We start from the raw sequence: 20,094 nt of genomic DNA on the forward strand, positions 1-20,094 counted from the left end.
CCTCAATTCGTCCGGGGCAGGTGGTCGCGGATCGGTACCGCTGGCCCGGCATCCGCCGGTGCCTGGGGCATGGCCTCGTCCGCCGGCGCGTCATGGGGCAGGGCCGGCATGCGGCCGTCCACCACATGCGGCACCAGGGCCACGCCGCGCAGCACCAGGCGCAGCGCCAGCACGGCCGATCCGATCGCCACCAGCGCCCAGCTCGGGGCCGTCGGCAGCGGCATGGCGCCGCCCGTCCAGCGATTGGCCTTGAAGTTCATCCAGGCGGTATCGCCGGACTTCCAGGCAATGGCGGCGAACAGCAGGGCGGCCGCGATCATGTAGACCACGTCCAGGCCGAGCCGCAGCCGCACTGGCATCAGGTTCAGCAGCAGGTCGACCCGGACATGGCCGTCGACCCGTTCGGTGCCGGCGAGGCCAAAGAAGACCACGGCCATCATCAGATAGAATTCGGTGATCTCGTAAGCCGCCGTCACTGGCGAGGCGAACAGATAGCGGCCGCCGGCATCTGCCACCGTCAGCACCATCATCAGGATAAGCGCCGCCATCGCGGCACCGTCGAGCAGGGTTTCCAGATGGCTGACCGCGCGGTCGATCAGTCTCATGGGGCGCGTCTCCTTCCCGGGCGGGCAGGGTTGCGAAGGGGAAATGCGGCAGCGCCGGCAGGTCCCGAAGGGGGCCTGCCGGTGCGGCAGAGGTGCCGGTGCCGGCCCTCAGCGGCTGGTCATCAGCTCTTCCCATTCATGGAAGACGCGGGTTCCGGGCAGGCCGCGGCCGTCATAATCCTTCACCCAGGCGGCCTGAACCGGCTTCAGCTTGCCGGCCCAGACCGGCACGCCCGAGGCCGGGATGGCATAGACCTCGCCGCCGCGCTTCGCGAGGTCGGCCGCAAAGGTTTCGGCGCGCTCGACATAGAGCTTCTGGACGTATTCATCCATCTCTTTGCCGGTCTTGATCAGCAGGTCCTGAAGATCCTTGGGCAGCTTCTGCCAGACGTTTTCGTTGATCACATAGAGCGTCGGGAACAGGCCGAAATTCAGGTTGCTGGTCGAATAGCGCAGCTGTTCTTCCAGCTTGTAGCCGCCCGCGGTCGGGATGTTGAACAGCGAGCCGTCGACCGTTCCGCGCTGCAGCGCGGGGTAGAGATCCGGCGCCGGGATGGCGACCGCGATGGCGCCCAGCGCCTCGACGCTGCGTTCCTGAATGCCGCCCGACGAGCGCAGCTTTACGCCCTTCAGCTGGTCGGGCGTCAGGATCTTGGTCTTGGTGGTCATCAGCTGATAGGCATGGGTGACCGAGGCCTGGATCACCCGCACGCCCTGGGGCACGTATTCCACCTCGTTGAGCGTGCCGAGGGCGAGTTCCGAATAGGCCGCACCCTGTTCGCGCGGGTCGGATTTGTTGCCGACCAGCGGGATGGCCGAGACCGTCGACAGCGGCAGGCGGTCCGAGACATAGAGCGGTGCCGCATAGGAAATATCCGAGATGCCGTTGATCGCGGCATCGAGCAGATCGGAGGATTTCGCAAGCTGTTCAGCGGGATAGATCTCGAACTTCAGACGGCCGTTCGACTGTTCGTCGACCAGTTTGCCCCAGTATTCCATCGCGATGGCGCCGGTGTGGCGGGTCGGGTAGGAATGGGCGACGCGCAGCGTGATCGGGTCTTCGGCGGCCGCAGGGCCGGTGGTCAGGGCGACTGCCGCGGCGACGAAGGTGGCGGCGCCGGCAAGCCGGCGGGTCCAGGATGACATGGGTTTTCTTCCTCCCAGTGCCGGCGACCCTCTTCTTTGCGGAGGGTCTGCCCGGCGTTGTCGTTGGTGTGGTCGTTGGTTCCGCGCCGGGATCACTCCCCGGCGGCGGCAAGTGGTCGGGGTGTTTCTGCGGCGGCGGGGGCGAGGCGGGCGAGGGCATCCACCGCCACCACCCCGTCCGGGCGCACGAAGATCGGGTTCACGTCGATTTCCTGCACCCGGTCGGCGGTGGCGAGCGCCAGATCGGACAGCCGCACCACCAGATCGGCCAGGGCCTCGATATCGGCCCGCGGCCGGCCGCGGGCGCCCTCCAGCAGGGCCACGGATTTCAGCCGGCCGATCATGCGCAGCGCCTCCGCCCGGTCGACCGGGGCGGGGGAGACCGCGACATCCTTCAGGATCTCGACGAAGATGCCGCCCGCGCCCACCATCACCAGCGGCCCGAAATCCGGGTCGACGGTGACGCCGGCGATCATCTCGACCCCCGGTGCGGCCATGCGCTGGACCAGCACGCCGTGGATGTCGATGCCGGGCAGGGCGGCCGCGACCGGGCCGGTCAGCCGGGCATAACCATCCCTTATCGCTGCCTCGCCCTCGATATTCAGCAGCACGGCGCCGGCATCGGTCTTGTGCGGCAGCTGCGGCGACATCAGCTTCAGCGCCACCCGGCCGCCAAGCCGGGCGGCCGCGGCGACGGCCGCATCGGCGCCGGTCACCAGTTCTTCCTCGGTCACCGGAATGCCCGCGGTGGCGAGCAGGCGCTTGGCCTGAACCTCGGTCAGCAGGCAGGCGTCCGCCGGCAGCCCGGCCAGCGCCGCGCGGGCGTCGGGAGCAGCGGCGGTCTCGGGCCCGGCCCGGCCCAGCCGCTCCACCGCCTCGCGATAGCGCACCAGATGGGCCAGGGCTGCGGCACAGCCGGTCAAGGTGGTGAAGATGGTGGTGCCGAGCCCGGCCATCAGGGCCGCCACCTCGGGGGCGGGCGGGGTGTAGGAATAGAACACCACCGGCTTGCCGGCCCGGGCGATCGCCGCCTTCAGCGCTTCGGGCGAGAAGGCCTCCACCGCCCCAACGCTGCCGAGCGGCGCCACGATCACCACCGCATCGGCCTCGGTGCTGTCCGCCAGGGCCTCGATCACCGTGTCGAAGGCGGAAAGCCCCTGGGCGGTGATGTCGACCGGGTTCTGGGTGGCACCATAGCTCGGGATCAGCGGCCGGATGCGGGCCTGCAGGTCTTCAGACAGCAGCGGGACAGTCAGCCCGGCCTGTTCGATCGCATCTGCCATCCACGATCCCGACCCGCCCGATGAGGTGACGATCGCCACCCGCCGACCGCGCGGCAGGCTGCCCACCGAAAAGGCGGCGGCGATGTCGATCATCTCGTCCTGGTCGTCGGCGCGGATCACCCCATAGCGATCGAAGATCGCGTCATAGGCGGCATCCGATCCGGTGAGGCTGGCGGTATGAGAGGCGGCGGCGCGCTGGGCCGCCGGCGAGCGGCCGACCTTGGCCATGATCACCGGCTTGCCAAGACGCGCCGCTTTCCGTGCTACCGGAATGAGTTTGTCGCCGTTCTTCACCCCTTCAATGAACATCATCAGCTGCGCGACCCGGGGGTCGTCGAGCAGGGCATCGGCGAAATCCAGCGCCTCCAGATCGGCCTCGTTGCCGGTGGCGACGACATGGGTGAAGGGCAGGCTGCGGCGCACGCCGCGATTATAGAGCGCGAAGCCCAGCCCGCCGCTCTGGGCGACCACGGCGACGCCCTGCGCGGGCACCGGCGCATCGACCGGCGCGATCTCGGCCGCCGGGCTGAAGGTGGCGGCGGTGCGGTCCAGGATGTTGTAGAAGCCCATGGCGTTGGGGCCGATGATGCGCAGGCCCGTGCGGCGCGACAGCGCCACCATCTGCGCCTGAACCTCGGCCATCTCGCCGCCCTCTTCGGCGAAGCCCGACGAGAAGATCACCGCCGCGCCCACCTTCGCCGCGGCGCAGTCTTCCAGCACGCCCAGAACCAGATTGGCCGGCACGGCGACCAGTGCCAGATCCACCCCGCCCGGCACGTCACCCACCCGCGGATAAGCCTTCAGGCCCTGAACCTCGGCCCGGCTGGGGGTCACGGGAAACACCTCGCCGGTATAGCCCCGCTTCAGCAGCAGATGCAGCACCCGGCCACGAATGCGCACGATATCGTCGGAGGCGCCGACCACCGCAATCCGCCGCGGGGAGAGCAGGCGGGCGATATCGGCGCTTTGGGAAGTTGTGGTGGTCATGTCGGACGGATCACCATCTTGGGGAGGAGCGTCTGGGGGGAGGGAGGCACCGGCCGCACCGGCTAGCGGCAGCCGCGCACCTTGCGCGGCTGCAAGCCGCCATTGCGGCGGCGGCCAAGGGCACGGAGTGCCCGCTTGGGCCGAGGGACTAACAGACTCGGCGGCGGCCAAGGGCGCGGAAGCGCCCGCTTGGGCCGAGGGACTTACAGCCCCGTCAACATCGGCCACAGCGCATCCCCGCCCTGGCCTGCGATCTTGCGGCCCAGCCGTTCCTGCCACTGTGCCTCGTTGCCGAACTCGTCGCGCCAGCTCCACAGCCGGCGGGTCTGATAGTGCAGCGGGTGTTCGCGGGTGAAGCCCATGGCGCCCATGATCTGGTGAGCGAGCGCCGCCCCCTCGGTCGCCGCCTGGCCGGTGCGCGACTTGGCGAGCGCCGCACGCAAGGAGGAACTGCTGCCGTCTTCGGCAAAGCCGATCTCGGCCGCCGCACTCGCCGCCGCGGTTTCGGCCGCCAGCACCGCCAGCATGTGCTGCACCGCCTGGAACTTGCCGATCGGGCGGCCGAACTGCTCACGCTCGCCCGCATAGGTCAGCACCTGGGCGAGCGCGCCCGACAGGGCGCCGGCGATCTGGACGGCGCGGAAGGCCGCCCCCATCGCCAGCACCTGGTCGGCCGCATCCTCGACCGCCGCCGAGGCGACAGGTGCCTCGCCTGCGAAGACCAGGTCGTCGCGCGCCTCGCCCGCCAGGTTGATGTCGGCAGAGACCGCCGCCGGCCGCGCCGCCACGACGATGTGTTCCGCGCCGCGCCCGTCGCGGGCGGCAAACACCACCTGCGACAGATGGCGGCCAAAGGGTACCCGGCGGAGCGTACCGGTCAGCTGCCCGCCTTCCAGCGCCATCGCTCCGGCATCAGCCGTGCCGATCCCCGTCAGCCCTTCTGCGGCCTCGCCCAGCCCTGCCGTCTTCAGCAGCCGGCGTGCGGCCATCACCTCGGCCAGCGGTACCGGCAGGGCGTGGCGGGCGACATGGCGCACCAGGGCCTGCATCTCGGCTGGGCCGGTCATGTCGTCGTCGATGGTGTCGGCATCGGTGATGCCGGCGGTCTCCATCGCCTGCCACAACCGTTCGGGGAACCTGCCACCGTCGGCGCCCTCGCGCATATCGCGGGTCGCCTCCACCGCGACCAGCCGGTCGACGGTGCGCAGCATCATGTCCAGGATATCGTCGCTCATCTGAGGCCCAGCCCCCTTGCGATCATGCCTCTCAGGATCTCGCGGGTGCCGCCGCGGATGGTGAAGGCCGGTGCCGCCACGACGGTGTGGCCCAGCAGGGCGGCCAGGTCGGCATCCTCGCGGTCGATCCGGGGTTCCAGCGCCAGCAGCCGCCGCGCGGTCTCGGGGATCGACTGCTCGAAAGCGGTGCCCAGATCCTTGACCAGCGCCGCCTCGGTCGCCGGGCGCAGGTCGCGGTCCAGCATGCCGGCGATGGAGGTCGACATCCGGCGCAGCGTCGCCAGTTCCGCCACCTTGCGGCCGATCTCCACCGCGGCCATGCGGTCGGGCTGCGGGCCCGATCCGTCGATGATCTCCAGCAGCAGCTGCACGGTGCTGAGAAACCGGTCGGGGCCCGAGCGTTCGAAGGCCAGCTCACCGGTGACCATGGTCCAGCCGCTGCCTTCCTCGCCGATCATCATGTCGTCGGGGGCGAAGACGCCGTCGAACACCACCTCGTTGAAATCGTGCCCGCCATAAAGATTGTAGATCGGCCGCACCTCGATGCCCTCTGCATCCAAAGGTACAATGAACTGGCTGAGACCCGCGTGTCGGTTGCTGTCGCTGCGCGCCGCGGTGCGGGCCAGCACGATCAGGTAATGGGCGCGGTGGGCGTTGCTGGTCCAGATCTTACGGCCGGTGATCCGCCAGCCGCCATCCACCTGCACCGCGCGGGTGCGGGCGGCGGCAAGGTCGGAGCCTGAATCCGGTTCGGACATGCCGATGCCGAAGAAGCAGGTGCCGGCGCAGATTTTCGGCAGGATCTCGCGTTTCGCGCGTTCGCTGCCGTGGTGGAGGATCTGATGGCCGCTCTGGCGGTCGGCCACCCAATGGGCGCCCACCGGCGCGCCGCCGGCCAGCATTTCTTCCGTCATCACATAGCGTTCCAGGGCCGACCGCCCGCGCCCGCCATAGCTCTCGGGCCAGGTCATGCCGATGAAGCCGCGGCGGCCGCATTCGGCGCTGAAGGCGGGGTCGAAGCTCGACCAGGAATGGCGTCTGGGCGTGTAGAGGCCGGTGTCGCGTGCCTCCGTCAGGAAGGCGCGGACCTCGGTCCTGATGGCTTCGGCGGCCGGCGGCATGGCCGTCGGCGCGAAGGTGAATTCCTGCATCTCGGCTCTCTCCGGGGGATGCGCACGGCGAAAGCGCGCGGCCAGGAGGTCCCGCCGGCTGGCGGGCATACCTCCGCCTTCATGCCGACCGGGGGAAAACGCGCGGCATCAAGGGTCTGGCCAATGGGCTCTCGTGCTTGTTCTGCCCGGTCATGACAGCCTGAAACGCCGGTATCTGTGTAGGTAAAAATTCGTTTGTGCAGTGCGATTTCATATATGAGTTTTGACAAGATGCCATGTCGCCGGTAGGGTGCGAGAGAACCATCCCCTCGGGAGAGCCCCCAATGAGCCGCGACGTGGTCAAATCGGCGGCACGTGTCATTCACGTGCTGGAGTATTTCGACGACGTCCGCCGGGCGGTGTCGGTCTCGGAAATCGCCGAGCATCACGACTGGCCGGTCTCCAGCACCTCGGTGCTGATGCGGTCGCTGGTCACCCTCGGTTATCTCGATTACGAGGCCGGCACCCGCACTTACATGCCCACCACCCGCGTCGCCCTGCTCGGCAACTGGATTCAGGCCAACCTGTTCAAGGACGGCCAGCTGATGCATCTGATGGAGTGGTTGAGCGAAAAGACCGGCGAGACCGTGGTGCTGGCGGCAAGGAACGGCCTCGGCGTCCATTACATCCAGGTCATCCAGGCCACCAACACCATGCGCATGTCGGTACGTCTCGGCACGGTCCGGCCGCTCTGCTGGTCGGGATCGGGCTGGATGCTGCTGTCCACGCTCGACGACGATACGATCCGCAAGCTCGCCCAGCGTCACAATGCCGATGTGGCCCCGGTGGCCTCGCCCGAAACCGGCGCCCTGTCGCTGCCGGGCAAGCGTGTCGACATCGCCGAGCTGATGGAGGTGATTGCCGATGTCCGGGCCAAAGGGTATGCCTTCTCGGCCAACCAGGTCACCGCCAATGGCGGGCTGATCGCCATGCTTTTGCCCACATTGCCCGGCGACAAGCCGCTGGTCATCGGCCTTGCCGGGCTGACCAGCGTTCTCGAAACCAATCTCGACCGTTTCGTCGCCCTGCTGCGCGAAGGGATCGCGCTTCATATCGGCTGAGCCCGAAGACTGGCCGGTCGCCTCAACAACCCGGAAGGAAACGCCCGCATGTCCGAAGCGGTGCTCTACGAAGAATCCGACGGCGTCGTCACCCTCACCCTCAACGAGCCCGAGACCCGCAACGCCATCTCGCCGGCGATCGTCGATGCGCTGGTCGGCCACATCGAGCGGATCAACACCGACATGTCGGTGCGCTGCGTGATCGTGACCGGCGCCGGCGACGGCTTCTCCTCGGGCGGCAACGTCAAGCAGATGCGCGACCGCGAGGGCATGTTCGGCAACGAGCCGGTGCAGATCCGCCGCGGCTACTGGTACGGCATCCAGCGCATCCCGATGGCGATGTATTCGCTGGAAGTTCCGGCCATCGCCGCCGTCAACGGCGCCGCGGTCGGTGCCGGCTGCGATCTCAGCCTGATGTGCGACATCCGCCTTGCCAACACGAAGGCGGTCTTCGCCGAAAGCTTCATGCGCGTGGGCCTGGTTTCGGGCGATGGCGGGGCCTGGTTCCTGCCGCGGGTGGTCGGCTATTCCCGCGCCGCCGAGATGACCTTCACCGGCGATTTCGTGAAGGCGGACGAGGCCGAGCGCATCGGCCTGGTCTCCCGCATCGTGCCCGACGACCAGCTGATGGACGAGGCCCGCAAGCTCGCCCGCCGGATTGCGTCCAACCCGCCGCACAGCCTGCGCCTGAACAAGCGCCTGCTCCGCGACAGCCAGGGCGTGCCGCTGCCCACCGCACTCGAAATGGCCTCCTGCATGCAGGCCCTGGTCCAGAGCACCGAGGACCAGCACGAGGCGGTCAGCGCCTTCCTCGACAAGCGCGCGCCGGAATTTAAGGGGCGGTGAGGGCCAAGGGTCAGTGAGGGTCGGTGAGTGGCAGAGGATGGGTGGGCGGCGTCCCTGGCGCCGCCCATTCTCCCGCCCCATATGGTCTCTGCCTGCCCCATATGGCCGCCGCCGGTACGGGCTGGCGTGACGTGCCGGAGATTGGCATAATCCGCGGATCCCGAAGTGGGAGGCTCGCCCATGAAGATGAACGTATCCCTCAGCGAGGATCTTGCGCATTTCGTTGAGGCAAAGGTCGCCGACGGGCGTTACGGCTCGTCGAGCGAGGTGATCCGCGATGCCCTCCGCCTGATGGAGAAGGTTGAGCGGCAGGAGGCCGAAAAGTTGGCATCGCTGCGCTTGGCCTGGCAGGAGGGGATCGACAGCGGCGATGCCGGCGAGATCGATTTCGATGCTCTGCGGCAGAAGGCCCGAGCCCGGTTCCTGGCCGCCCGGGGTCCGGACGGTGGAGATGTCAGCGGTGGAGACGCCGACGCGTGATTGGGCGCGTCCGCTTTACCAGCCAGGCTGAAGCCGATCTTCTCGATATCTGGTTGCATCTGGCCGTCCATGCCGGCATGGACGCCGCCGACCGCCTCTCGCGGCGTATCGAGACGGCATGCAGGCGACTTGGAACCTGGCCGGAACTCGGACCTGCCCGAAGAGAGATCGCAGAGGATGCGCGTGGCCTCGTGATCGAGCGCTGGATCGCATTCTATCGGATTGACGGCGCCGACGTGCAGATCGTGCGCGTGCTCGACGGTTCGCGCGACCTCACGATGCTGGACTGGCCGGCGGTGACGCCCCCTCCCGTGCGCAGGTGACGAGCAACTGCTCCCTGGCAACGAATACGTCAGGCTGCCGTCTTGAGGTGCTCACCCTGCCGATGCGCTCCGTCGCCAGCGAAAATCGGCCAGGGTGAGCACCATCCCGACGCTCAGCCCCGCGGCCAGCACGATCATTGCCCCGGCCGGCCCCGTCTCTGCCAGCCGGGTGGTGGCGAGCGGTACGGCGGCCAGGATGGCGACATTGTTCAGGGTTTCGGCCACCGCCAGCACCATGGCCTTGTCGGGCCCGGCACGCGTGGCCAGCACCACCGTCGCCGCCGGCGCGCCGGTGCCGAGCGCCGCCCCCCAGGCCGCCAGGCACAGAAGCGCCGCCCAGAGCGGCAGCGACCAGGCCATGAACAGGGTAATCGCCAGGGCAAGGACCAGGGTCACCAGAACCAGCACCAGCTCCTCGCGGCCGAACAGCCGCCGCAGCCGGCCGGCCGAGAGGTTGCCGAGCCCCAGCCCCAGCCCGAAGGCGGCGACCGAGACGCCCACCGCCGCCGGCCCGAACCCATAGCGCAGCCGCAGCACCTCTCCCGAGAGCAGGAAGGCCGCGACCCCGGTCCCGTTCCACGCGCCCTTAGCGATGAGCGGGCGTAGGATCGAGGGTGAACGGAGCCAGCTCCAGCCGGTGCCTTCGGCTCGGCGGGCTGCCGCAGGTGCATGGCCAGGCAGCCGTCTCCGTCCGATGACGAAGACCATGGCACAGCCCGCGGCGGTGATGACGAAGGGGGCGACCCAGCCGATCAGATCGGTGGCGATCCCGGCCATGGCCGGCCCGAAGGCGATGCCGGCGGTCATGCCCAGCATCACCAGCCCCATCGCGCCGGCCTGGCGGTCGCGGGGGATCACCTCGGCGATCAGCGCAAAGGAAGTGGGGATCAGGATTGCCGAGGCGATGCCGCCGAAGATGCGGAGCGCCACCGCCACCCCCAGCGTGGGCGCAAGGACGATGGCCAGCCCGTCGAGCGCGAACAGCAGCAGCCCGGCCAGCAGCAGCCGCCCCCGATCGACCCGGTCCGACAGCCAGCCGAACACGGGGGCCGCGATCGCATAAGCGACCGCATAACCCGAAATCAGCCAGGCCGCCCCGGCCGGCGTGGTGTCGAAAGCATCGGCGAGCGGCGCCAGCATCGACGACAGCATGAATTCGGTGGCGCCGACGAAGAAGACGGTGACGGCAAGAAGCGGCAGCAGCCGGCGATCCGCCGACTGCCGCCCGGTAGAGATCATCACGGCCGGATGGTCTTTCTGTTTCCGGTTCCGGCCGCTTGCCCCCAGCCGCATGCCACGATGTCGGGCTGGCAGATGCGTCAGGCAGGCTGGCCGCGGAAGCCGATGGTGAAGGTCACGACATCGTCGCGATAGGCGCTGACCACGCAATCCACCGTCATGCCATAGACCGACCTGACCAGGTGGCTGGTGGAGCTGCAGCCGTCCCAGGCCGCGAACAGGGCGCCCGTATCGGTTCCTCCCTCATTGATCCAGATCTGTGCGCGGGCGTTGGTGAGGCTTCCCGCGCCCGGGACGCCGAAGGCCACATCGACCGGACGGGCATCATCGTCGCCGATCTGGAACCGCAGCCAGCCGACGGCGTCACCATCGGACACCGGGTTCCAGACATAATCGGCGAAAACCCAGCCCGCGGGCGCCGTCTGGTGGGCGGGGATCTGGTCGACGGGCCAGGCAGCAAAGCCGCCGCGCAGGCCCTTGCGATCGGTAAGCCGGATCGTCACCGCGCTTTCGTTGTAGATGATCACCCGGCAGGCATAGCGGCCGCCGAAAGCCAGGCTGTAAAGCCAGGTGCGGTCATTGGCGCTGGCCCAGTCTGGCAGCAGCTGCGGCCAGTGGTCGGGCTGGCCGGGATCGATCAGCTGGAAGCGGGCGAAACTGCTCTCGGCCGGGCTCTGCACCCGAAGCGGCTGGGTTGCGTGCGGATCGGTGTCGCAGCCGGGGGTGAACAGGCCGGCAATGCGCCCGGTGGCGGCAAGCACCAGCCGTTCGCCGCGGGCATCATATCGCCAGAGCTGATCATTGTTGCGGGCCTCGTCTTGCGAGGCAAGAACCAGCGTGCCGTTTCGATGGGTCAGGCACACCCGCCCGGGGGCATCTTCCGACTGCGCCGGGAACAGGCGGCCGGCACCATCGGTCGTCCAGACCTGGTGCCGCCCGATGACGAGGCGGGCGAGCACCGCCCGGTGCCCGTCGAGATGGCCATCGCCGGTACCTTCGATCGACAGCGCCATATCGGCATTCACGGCCAGCGCCGCCGCCGGGTCGGCGGCCCTTCGGGCGATGATGCAGAACGGGGTTTTGATGGTCAACCCCGTCCCGGGACGGGCATCCTCTGCCTTGCGGCGATCGCGGGCCAGATAGGGATCGCGCGTCGCATCGGCCCCGTCCGACGTCTTCAGCAGGGCCGTCAGTTCTTCGGGCGACAGCGGATCGACCATCCAGAGATCCGACAGACGGAAGGACCCGGTGACGGCCGGATCGAAACGCCCCACGGCGGTCAGCCCGGCTTCCAGGCCGGTATTGATCAGATGGCCGGCGGCGGTGAGTGTCCAGCTCTGATAGGGTGCCGTGTCGAGGGTGGTGATCGCCAGTTTGAACCGGTCCGCCTGCGGCCGGCCGGCCGGGCCGGTTACGACATCGTCGGTCAGTGCGGTCAGGGCGAATTCGGCCGTGGCGGAGCAGGAATAGGCGATGATCTGCCCCAGGCCGTTTTCGTACCAGAGCTGCGATGCCGGATCGGCCTTCACGTCGGCATCGCGCAGCCCGACCTCGACGCCATTGCCCGGCTGATCCATCAGCAGCGACAGCACCTTGTCGGGCTCCATGCGGTTGCGGATGCGGAAGTAGACCGGGCGTGCGCTTTCGCCCGCAATCCGGCGATAGTCGTTGTAGAACAGGAAATGGGCGCCCTTCGCCTGCAGCTCCTGCACCGTATGGCGGCTGGCATAGTCGCGCAGCACCGCCCGGCAGCGGCGCGCCAGATCGCGCGGCAGCAGATCGATGCTGGGCATCGGATCATCCTGCATCACCGCCGACCAGCGCCGGTAATTGCCGAGAGATTTCGCCCATTCGCCGGCATCGGACAGAAACTGCCCCTCGCCGCCCACAGCACTCAGGGTCAGGCCCTGACGCTCGGCGGCGGCAAGCGCCCGCGACTGCTCGCGGGTGGCATCCTTCATCTCGGCCGCCGCCTGCGCCGTGCCGACCCCCAGATGCGACACCTCTGCCTTCACGCCCACCGACAGGCTGCGGGTCACATCGGCCGTGCCCTCGGTCGCCGACAGGGTCTGCACCCGGGTGCCGAACAGCCGGCCGCCGACCAGGGTGCGGCGGGCGACGAAATGGCCATAGATCGCCAGCACCGCCATCAGCCGCTCGGCCGGGTCGATCAGCTCCGGCCAGGGATCGATGTCGGCCGGGTCGGCGGGATCGAGCGCCGCCGTCACCGCCGCCAGGAAATCCGGCGCCGCCGCGGGGGTCCGGTCGTCGAAGGACAGGTCCACCCTGGGCAGGAAATAGCTGGTGACGACGAAAACCGTCTTGCCGGCCTCGGCCGTGGTGGTCTCTGACAGCCGGCCGATGCCGACACCCACCCCGATGCCGCCCTGGAAAGAGGGCTTGCCGACCGCGGCGGTCATCGACATCGACAGGCCGAACACGCCGTTGCGCTGCGCCTGATGAACCTGTTCGGAATAGGTATAACTGGTTTCGTAATAGCCCGACAGCTGCGGCTTCAGATAGAACAGCCGGGTCGGCCCGGTGGGGGTGGCCGGTCGGGAGGCCACAGGCGGTGCACCCGCCGCAGGTTTGGCCACCGGCTGAGGCTGGGCGATTGGCTCAGGCTGGGCGACAGGTTGAGGCTGGGCGGCCGGCTGGGTGGGGCTGGCCTGCTTGGCAGGTTTGGCCTGCTGGCCGGTGGACGTGATCAGCGCCGCCGCGGCTGCCGCCATCAGCGCGGCTTCGGTCGCCCCCCTGGTCTTATCCGGATCGGCCGGTTTCGCATCCGACAGCCCGGTCAACCGGCGGCGCGTGGCGGCATCGCCCCGCAGGTCCAGCCGGTAGAGCACGTCGCGGAAGCTGCGGGCCGCCACTTCGCTGCGGCTGTGATCGATCACGATGCCCCGATAAAAGCCGATCCGGTCGAGCAGATCATCCCGCTGGGCAAGGTTGAGCGTGAAGAAATCCGAATGGTCGGAGGCAAGCGTGCCGCCGCCGGCTGTAAAGACACGGGTTGCGGCCTCGGCGGTGAAGTCGCGCCTGGCGAGCGGCGTCTCGGCCATGGCGGTTGCGATCTGTGCGGTCGGATCGGGCACCGTCACCCGCAGCCGGTCCAGCAGCTTCTGCCGGTCGTCCAGCGCCTCGCGGCCACGCTCGTCGCGCCGACGCACCGCCGCCTCGGCATGCTCTTCCACCGCGCGATCGGCATCCAGTTTCGCCTTGCGGGCGGTGAGCACCGCGGTGTCGCTGGCCAGCATCTCGATCTCGGCCTTGTCTTCTGCCAGTTTCCGAAGCCGCGGCTCGGCGGCGGGAATGTCGGAGAAGCAGGTGACCGTCAGGCTTGGCTGGCCGTCATCGGGATAGTTGACCGTGAAGACCTCCTGGTAGGGACGGTCTTCTGCCGCCTCCGGCAGGGGCTCGCCGCTGGCTGCGCGGAACCGGCAGCTCTCCGGAATCCCGGCCGCGACCAGTCGCCGTCGAACGACGGCGACCGTATCCCCCAGTTTGAGGTCGATATCGACCTTGCGGCTGGACACAAGATCGCCGTTCAGGTCGACCCATTTCACAAGGCAGAGCATGGCGCGCCCCTTCGGCCTTTTGGCCGATCATGTTGTCATATATAAACATGATATAGCAGACATGCCCGACAAAAAATGCTATTTGCGGCAATTACAGGAAATTTTCATCTTCGGGAATATTTTCAGAGACTTCTACCAGGCGCACCAGGCAGATGAGGCGCAAGACGTGCACTATATAGCACGTTCCGGCGGCCCCCGCAGAGCAACCGGCACGCACCCGCCCCCCGCATGGCAGCCCGTCGGCCACAGACGGTGTTCCGCGACGCACGGGCATGTTTAACTTCCGGTGATCTGGCCGCAGCGGGAGAGCCCAGCCGATGACCAAAGCCTCGGATCTCGTCGTCCAATGTCTGGAGAATGAAGGCGTGGAATACGTCTTCGGCGTTCCGGGCGAAGAGAATCTCGATTTCCTCGACAGCCTGTCGCGGTCGGAAACCATCCGCCTGATCCTGACCCGGCACGAGCAGGCCGCCGGCTTCATGGCCGCAACCTATGGCCGCCACACCGGCAAGGCCGGGGTCTGCCTGTCGACGCTGGGGCCGGGTGCGACCAATCTGGTCACGGCCGCCGCCTATGCCCAGCTGGGCGGCATGCCGATGGTGATGCTGACCGGCCAGAAGCCGATCAAGAAGTCCAAGCAGGGCCGGTTCCAGATCCTGGACGTGGTCGACATGATGGGGCCGATCACCAAGTTCACCCATCAGTTCGCCTCGGCCGACAACATCCCCTGGCGGATGCGCGAAGCCTTCCGCCTGGCCGAGGAAGAAAAGCCCGGCGCGGTGCATCTGGAACTGCCGGAAGACGTGGCGCGCGAGACCACGGACAGCCGGCCGGTGCCGGCCAGCCTGAAGCGCCGGCCGATCGCCGAGGCCAAGGCGATCAGCGCGGCGGTGCGCCGGCTGGAGCAGGCGCGGTCGCCGATCCTGGTGATCGGCGGCGGCGCCAACCGCACCCAGACCAGCCGCATGCTGTCGCGTTTCGTTCAGAAGACCGGCATCCCCTTCGTCACCACCCAGCTGGGCAAGGGCGTGATCGACGAGCGCAGCCCGCATTTCGTGGGCTGCGCGGCGCTGTCGGCTGGGGATTTCGTCCATCGGGCGCTGGATGCCGCCGACGTCATCGTCAATATCGGCCATGACGTGATCGAGAAGCCGCCCTTCTTCATGAAGCCCGGCGGCGCCGAGGTCATCCATGTCAATTTCCGCTCGGCGGAGGTCGACCCGGTCTATTTCCCACAGCTGGAAGTTGTGGGTGATATCGCGAATGCCCTCTGGCAGATCACCGAAGAGATCACCCCCAGCACCGCCTGGGATTTCGGGATGATGCACAGGGCCCGCGATGCCGGGGCGGAGAACGTCGCCCATGACGCGGTCGACATGCGCTACCCGGTCTATCCGCAACATCTGGTGGGCATCGTGCGCGAAGTGATGCCGTCCGACGGCATCATCGCCCTCGACAACGGCGTCTATAAGTTGTGGTTTGCCCGCAACTATCGCGCGCATGAGCCGAATACGGTGCTGCTCGACAATGCGCTCGCCTCGATGGGGGCGGGGCTGCCCTCGGCCATGGCCTCGCGGCTGGTCTATCCCGAACGCAAGATCATGGCGATCTGCGGCGATGGCGGGTTCATGATGAACAGCCAGGAGCTGGAGACCGCGGTGCGGCTGGGCATGCAGCTGGTGGTGCTGATCCTGAACGACAACGCCTATGGCATGATCCGCTGGAAACAGGCCGATATGGGCTTTAAGGATTTCGGGCTGAGCTATGGCAACCCGGATTTCGTGGCCTATGCCCGTGCCTATGGCGCCCATGGCCACCGGGTGAGCGACACCGGCGAATTGCCGGCCTTGCTCCGCCACTGCCTGGAGGCGCCGGGGGTGCATGTCATCGACTGTCCGGTCGACTATTCCGAGAACGACCGGATCCTGAACCGCGAACTGAAGCACAAGGCGGCGGCGCTCTGACGACGCCGGCGATGCGGGGGCATCCGCGCCTCCGCATCGCCTGTCGCCTCAGGACCGGCCCGTCATCTCAGCGAGACTGGCATCTCAGCGAGACTTGTGCGGCCTGGCGAGACAGGCATCGAAGATGGCGGCCGTCTGTGCGGCGGCCTTGTTCCACGAAAAGCGGCCGACATTCGCCTGGCCGCGCAGGATCAGGTGTTGACGCAACGCCTCGTCTTCGACCAGGCGGGACACGGCCGCAACCAGCGCATCCGCATCCGCCGGTTCGATATAGAGCGCGGCATCGCCGGCGACTTCCGGCAGGGCGCCGCGGCGCGTGGTCACCACCGGGCATCCGCAGAGCTGGGCTTCCAGGATCGGCAATCCGAATCCCTCATATTCCGACGGCATCACCAGGCACACCGCCCGGCGGTAATGCGCGGCCAGAACCGGCGTGGAGACGCCGTGCAGCCGCGTGATGCCGACATCGCCCGAGCGGGCGAGGGCGGCCGCCAGTGTCCCATAGGGATCGGTCCCCAGGATGACGGTGCGGATGCCCGCATGCTGCCACAGCCGGGCGGCAGCCTGCACCACGGTCTGCGGCGATTTATGGGGCAGGACGCTCGCCACCATCATGATGAAGGGACCATGCGCGCAAGCCCCGATGGCATCCTCGGGATCATCGGGCCCGAATCCCGGGCCCGCCGCTTCATGTACCACATGCAACCGCGTGCCGACCCTCAGCCCCTTGGCGCGGATGTCACTGGCGGTGGTTTCCGAGACCGCGATCACCGCATCGGCGGTTCTGGCGGTCAGGCGATCCATCACCTGCCGGAACCGGGCCTGGTAGCGTTCCACCGATCCGGGCACCATGGCGTACATAAGATCGTGAATGGTGACCACCTTACGGAAGTCGCCGAGCAGCGGCCCGGTGTTACCGGGGCTGAACATCAGGTGAACACGGTGACGCCGGGCAATGCGGGGCAGAATGGTCTGTTCCCAGATCACCCGCTGAAACCGGCCACTGAACTGTGGCACTTCAACGACGCGCACTTTGGACGCCAGATCGGAGGGCAGGGCGGTGCCCGCCTGCACGAACACCATCAGTTCGTATCGTTTCAGGGCGACCAGTTCACGGAGCAATGACCACGAATAGGTCGCCATGCCGCCAGGAACTCCCGGCGTGAGAAAAGCCAAATTCAGTCCGACGACATGCATCAAGGAAAGGCTCGGAAAGGACCGGGGCGTCTTCGGACGGAATGCCCTTTTGGGCGCCCCGTGACGGCAGACGAAAATACTACGATCTGCTGTGCAGAGATACAGCCTATTGAAGGCCAGGTTCAGGAAGCCGCAGGGCAAAGCCACACGGCGACCGCAAGCCCCGTCTGTCCCCTGCGGTTACCGATCTCGATGCGGCCGCCCTGGTCCTCGACCAGACGACGGGTGATGTCCAGCCCCATGCCCGAACTGCCACCGCCGACGCCCGGTTCGGCCCCCTGGCCCAGAATGGCGTCACCGGCATCACCCAGCCGGTCCGGTGCGACACCGGGGCCGGTGTCGAGCACCGTGAAGCCCGGTCGGCCCGCGTCGTTCTGGACGTCGATCCGTACGGTACCGCCCGGTGGGGTGTATTTGATCGCATTGGCCAGCAGATTGACGGCGATCTGCTGCACCGTGGCGGCATCGGCGCGGACCATCACCGGCCCGGGTGCGGACACTTCTTCAAGCTGTATGGCGGCTTCCAGAGACAATCCATGGACCAGGCGCAATGCTGCCGCGAGCGGCTGGCGCAGATCGATGACCTGGGGCAGCGGGCCGTCGGTGTGGCGCGGCCGCGCCAGCAGCCGGTTGACCAGGCCCAGCATCCAGCGTCCGGCCTCGTCGATCGATCCGGCCCAGGCGCGGGGCTCCTCCGGCAGGCGCTGGTCGGCCGCAATCAGGGCGGCATAGCCCATGGTGGAACAGAGGGGGGTACGCAACTCGTGCGCCAGTTCCTGCACTGCCTGGCCGGGTGTTGCGGCCATGTCGACCAGCCGGGTCTGGACCCGCACCGCCAGATCCATCTGTTCGCGCAGATGATCATTGGCGGCCAGCAGTTGCAGGCGTTCCGCAACCAGGGCGGCGTGGGCTTCCAGCATGCGCGTCTGACGGTCGTCGAGCCCGTCGGGGCGGGGTTCCGGGTCGATGACGCAAAGGGTGCCCAGGGCGATGCCGTCGCCCAGCCGGATGGGCGCCCCGGCATAGAAGCGGATGAAGGGCGGCCCCACCACCAGCGGATTGCCCGCGAAGCGCGGATCCTGCGCGGCATCGGGCACTTCCAGTACCGTGGGGGCGGCAAGCGCATGATCGCAGAAGGCCCAGTCGCGCGGGGTTTCGGTGGCATCCAGCCCGTGCCGGGCCTTGAACCACTGCCGGTCGGTGTCGATCAGCGAAACCAGGGCGATCGGCGCCCGGCAAATGTCGGAGACGATATCGACGATCCGGTCGAAGCCGGGTTCGGGCGGGGTGTCGAGCACGCCCAGCCGGTCGAGATGTGCCATGCGTCTGCGTTCGCGCACCGGATCGCGCCCGGCCGGCATGAAGGTCTTCCCGATGGTCTCCGATTTACCCGTGTCAGCCTTCGTCACGATCCGCATCCTCGATGCATCGACCCGTTTTGACAGATGCATCCTGCCACGGTTGATTGAAGGAAGTCTTAAATGCGCCGTATCTTTCAAGCCCGCCGACGGATCCTGCGCAACGTCGCGAGGCTGCCGTCCAGCGCGGCGAACAGGGCGACACGGGCCGCCGCCTCCAGCCTGCGGGCGGCGGCACGCAGCGCCGTCAGATCCACGACATCGGGCAGGCCGCGGATGGTATGAAGGCTGCGGCGCAGCTCTTCGGCTGACCCGCCGGCCAGGCGGGCGCCAGATCCAGCAGGAAGGTCTGCAGGCGGTCTCGCGCCGCAAGGGCTGCATCGGGGCCGAGGCTTGCAACCAGCGCCGCGAAGACCGGATCGGCCGCGGGCACGAGCGGCAGATCGACATCGAAACAGGTGCCGTCCGTGGCGCCGTCCCCCACGGTGATCCGGCCGCCCATCGCCTCGGCCATCAGCTGAATGGCCGCCAGCGGCCGGTCCCCGCCATCCCGATACCCGCGTCTGCCATGAACGCCTCCGGACCCGCCTTGCAGCCCGTGTCCGGGCGCTCCAGAGCCGAAGGATACGCGGTGATTGCCAATGAACTATTGACGGCATTGCGGGCGTGGGCGTGCAGCCGTCGTCAGACGCGGTCGGAATAGCGGTCGAAGGCGGTGACCCGGCGCACCGGCAGGTCCAGCTCGGCGCGGCGATAGATCTCGGTGCGCAGGAAGGTCATCTCGGCCTCCAGCTCCGCCTCGGGCACGTCGCGCCACCAGGCCTTGGGCTGGCCGTCGGAGCCGTCGTTCCAGCGATAGCCGCGGGCCTTCAGGGCATCCTTCATGTCGAAGGGGCTGCCTTCGGCGCGGATGCGCATGGTCGCCTGGCGGGCGCCCGCCAGCAGCGCACCGAGCGCGGTCACCCCCGCCACCGCCAGCGGCCGGGCCAGAACTTCCAGCAGGGCACGGCAGTCTTCCGCCGCCCGGTGGCCGTCGTGGAACAGCCCGGCCTTGCCCAGAAGATAGCCGAGCTTGGTGCCCTCCACACCCTCGGCCGCCCAGTCGATGCCGGTCTGAGAACAGGCCCAGGCCTTCACCCGAAAGATCTCCCAGACATGTTCGACGAATTTGCGGTCGAAGGCGGCGTTATGGGCGATGACCACCGACGCGGCATCGGCAAAACCCGCCACCTCCACCGGGTCGATCGCCTGGCCCGCCACCATCTCGTCGGTGATGCCGGTCAGTTTCGTGATCTCGGGCGGGATGGGCATGCCCGGATCCTGAAACCCCGAATAGGCGCCGGTCACCCGGAAGACCGTGCCGCCGGGTTCGAATTCGAAGGCGATCATGCCGAGTTCGATGATCCGGTCCTTCGCATGGTCCAGGCCGGTGGTCTCGACATCCAGGATCAGGCCGTTGCGCACCTCGCCGCGGCGCTGGAACTCGCCCTTCTCGCCGGCGGTGGAAAACCATTCCCGCGGCTCGATCCGCCGCAGGATGCGATAATCGCCCGAGGCTTCCAGCTTCCGCGCCATGGCCTCCAGCTCGGCACGGGCGCGGGGGCTGCGGGGGCGGGTGGGGGCGGTCATGGCAGTCTCCGG

The 20,094-nt window shown here is 68.0% G+C and carries 16 protein-coding genes; 5 read left to right on the top strand and 11 right to left on the bottom strand.

The annotated features are described in order from the left end of the window. Nucleotides 1-2: 2 nt before the first annotated feature. The 5 genes from TMO_RS29895 to TMO_RS22255 form a co-directional block, all read right to left on the bottom strand. Nucleotides 3-605: a TRAP transporter small permease subunit gene (locus TMO_RS29895; RefSeq protein ID WP_014753050.1), complete on the bottom strand. Its 603-nt coding sequence runs from the start codon at nt 603-605 to the stop codon at nt 3-5. Nucleotides 606-713: 108 nt separating this feature from the next. After that, nucleotides 714-1,751, bottom strand: a complete 1,038-nt coding sequence (gene dctP, locus TMO_RS22240) for a TRAP transporter substrate-binding protein DctP (RefSeq protein WP_014753051.1) — start codon at nt 1,749-1,751, stop codon at nt 714-716. Between the two features lie 92 nt (nt 1,752-1,843). Further along, complete coding sequence (locus TMO_RS22245) at nt 1,844-4,021, bottom strand: acetate--CoA ligase family protein (RefSeq protein ID WP_014753052.1); 2,178 nt, start codon at nt 4,019-4,021, stop codon at nt 1,844-1,846. A gap of 203 nt (nt 4,022-4,224) precedes the next feature. Further along, a complete protein-coding gene (locus tag TMO_RS22250; protein WP_014753053.1) occupies nt 4,225-5,256 on the bottom strand; it encodes an acyl-CoA dehydrogenase family protein in 1,032 nt (343 codons plus the stop codon). Beyond that, a complete protein-coding gene (locus tag TMO_RS22255) occupies nt 5,253-6,407 on the bottom strand; it encodes an acyl-CoA dehydrogenase family protein (protein WP_014753054.1) in 1,155 nt (384 codons plus the stop codon). Before TMO_RS22255 ends, TMO_RS22250 begins: the two co-directional genes overlap by 4 nt. A 284-nt stretch (nt 6,408-6,691) precedes the next feature. Between TMO_RS22255 and TMO_RS22260 the strand changes: the two genes are divergently transcribed. From TMO_RS22260 to TMO_RS22275, 4 genes are all read left to right on the top strand, one after another. Further along, a complete protein-coding gene (locus tag TMO_RS22260) occupies nt 6,692-7,468 on the top strand; it encodes an IclR family transcriptional regulator (RefSeq protein WP_014753055.1) in 777 nt (258 codons plus the stop codon). A 48-nt stretch (nt 7,469-7,516) separates the two neighbouring features. Then, the gene (locus TMO_RS22265) at nt 7,517-8,314 is read left to right on the top strand and encodes a crotonase/enoyl-CoA hydratase family protein (protein WP_014753056.1); all 798 of its coding nucleotides are present in this window, start codon (nt 7,517-7,519) and stop codon (nt 8,312-8,314) included. 180 nt (nt 8,315-8,494) lie between these two features. Next, nucleotides 8,495-8,794, top strand: a complete 300-nt coding sequence (locus TMO_RS22270) for a type II toxin-antitoxin system ParD family antitoxin (protein WP_014753057.1) — start codon at nt 8,495-8,497, stop codon at nt 8,792-8,794. Further along, nucleotides 8,791-9,117 (top strand): type II toxin-antitoxin system RelE/ParE family toxin, encoded by a 327-nt coding sequence (locus TMO_RS22275; protein ID WP_014753058.1) that lies wholly within the window; start codon nt 8,791-8,793, stop codon nt 9,115-9,117. Before TMO_RS22270 ends, TMO_RS22275 begins: the two co-directional genes overlap by 4 nt. A 51-nt stretch (nt 9,118-9,168) precedes the next feature. Here the strand turns inward: TMO_RS22275 and TMO_RS22280 are convergent, their stop codons facing one another. Together TMO_RS22280 and TMO_RS22285 are read right to left on the bottom strand one after the other, a co-directional pair. Then, nucleotides 9,169-10,356, bottom strand: a complete 1,188-nt coding sequence (locus tag TMO_RS22280; protein WP_041607481.1) for an MFS transporter — start codon at nt 10,354-10,356, stop codon at nt 9,169-9,171. 80 nt (nt 10,357-10,436) lie between these two features. Beyond that, entirely contained in the window at nt 10,437-13,934 is a 3,498-nt protein-coding gene (locus tag TMO_RS22285) for a hypothetical protein (RefSeq protein WP_014753060.1), read from the bottom strand. 317 nt (nt 13,935-14,251) lie between these two features. Between TMO_RS22285 and TMO_RS22290 the strand changes: the two genes are divergently transcribed. Then, nucleotides 14,252-15,898: an acetolactate synthase large subunit gene (locus tag TMO_RS22290; protein WP_014753061.1), complete on the top strand. Its 1,647-nt coding sequence runs from the start codon at nt 14,252-14,254 to the stop codon at nt 15,896-15,898. An 84-nt stretch (nt 15,899-15,982) separates the two neighbouring features. On the opposite strand, the gene TMO_RS22295 is transcribed toward TMO_RS22290, so the two are convergent. From TMO_RS22295 to TMO_RS22310, 4 genes are all read right to left on the bottom strand, one after another. Beyond that, a complete protein-coding gene (locus TMO_RS22295; protein ID WP_145978369.1) occupies nt 15,983-17,236 on the bottom strand; it encodes a glycosyltransferase family 4 protein in 1,254 nt (417 codons plus the stop codon). Continuing rightward, nucleotides 17,218-18,504 (bottom strand): GAF domain-containing sensor histidine kinase, encoded by a 1,287-nt coding sequence (locus tag TMO_RS29900; RefSeq protein ID WP_187297872.1) that lies wholly within the window; start codon nt 18,502-18,504, stop codon nt 17,218-17,220. Before TMO_RS29900 ends, TMO_RS22295 begins: the two co-directional genes overlap by 19 nt. Nucleotides 18,505-18,700: 196 nt before the next feature. Further along, on the bottom strand, nt 18,701-18,967 hold the full coding sequence (locus TMO_RS31810; RefSeq protein ID WP_014753065.1) for a HAMP domain-containing histidine kinase: 267 nt from the start codon (nt 18,965-18,967) through the stop codon (nt 18,701-18,703). 170 nt (nt 18,968-19,137) lie between these two features. After that, complete coding sequence (locus TMO_RS22310) at nt 19,138-20,082, bottom strand: 3'-5' exonuclease (protein ID WP_014753066.1); 945 nt, start codon at nt 20,080-20,082, stop codon at nt 19,138-19,140. Nucleotides 20,083-20,094 lie beyond the last annotated feature (12 nt).

This window comes from Tistrella mobilis KA081020-065 (genome assembly GCF_000264455.2).
GTDB classification, from domain to species: Bacteria; Pseudomonadota; Alphaproteobacteria; order Tistrellales; family Tistrellaceae; genus Tistrella; species Tistrella mobilis.

Excerpts from the sequence above, each read along its gene's own strand:
- TMO_RS22285 (WP_014753060.1), bottom strand. The coding sequence starts at position 13,934 with ATGCTCTGCCTTGTGAAATGGGTCGACCTGAACGGCGATCTTGTGTCC.
- TMO_RS31810 (WP_014753065.1), bottom strand. The coding sequence starts at position 18,967 with ATGGCCGAGGCGATGGGCGGCCGGATCACCGTGGGGGACGGCGCCACG.
- dctP (WP_014753051.1), bottom strand. The coding sequence starts at position 1,751 with ATGTCATCCTGGACCCGCCGGCTTGCCGGCGCCGCCACCTTCGTCGCC.
- TMO_RS22290 (WP_014753061.1), top strand. The coding sequence starts at position 14,252 with ATGACCAAAGCCTCGGATCTCGTCGTCCAATGTCTGGAGAATGAAGGC.
- TMO_RS22250 (WP_014753053.1), bottom strand. The coding sequence starts at position 5,256 with ATGAGCGACGATATCCTGGACATGATGCTGCGCACCGTCGACCGGCTG.
- TMO_RS22260 (WP_014753055.1), top strand. The coding sequence starts at position 6,692 with ATGAGCCGCGACGTGGTCAAATCGGCGGCACGTGTCATTCACGTGCTG.
- TMO_RS22245 (WP_014753052.1), bottom strand. The coding sequence starts at position 4,021 with ATGACCACCACAACTTCCCAAAGCGCCGATATCGCCCGCCTGCTCTCC.
- TMO_RS22280 (WP_041607481.1), bottom strand. The coding sequence starts at position 10,356 with ATGATCTCTACCGGGCGGCAGTCGGCGGATCGCCGGCTGCTGCCGCTT.
- TMO_RS22255 (WP_014753054.1), bottom strand. The coding sequence starts at position 6,407 with ATGCAGGAATTCACCTTCGCGCCGACGGCCATGCCGCCGGCCGCCGAA.
- TMO_RS29895 (WP_014753050.1), bottom strand. The coding sequence starts at position 605 with ATGAGACTGATCGACCGCGCGGTCAGCCATCTGGAAACCCTGCTCGAC.
- TMO_RS22310 (WP_014753066.1), bottom strand. The coding sequence starts at position 20,082 with ATGACCGCCCCCACCCGCCCCCGCAGCCCCCGCGCCCGTGCCGAGCTG.
- TMO_RS22270 (WP_014753057.1), top strand. The coding sequence starts at position 8,495 with ATGAAGATGAACGTATCCCTCAGCGAGGATCTTGCGCATTTCGTTGAG.
- TMO_RS22265 (WP_014753056.1), top strand. The coding sequence starts at position 7,517 with ATGTCCGAAGCGGTGCTCTACGAAGAATCCGACGGCGTCGTCACCCTC.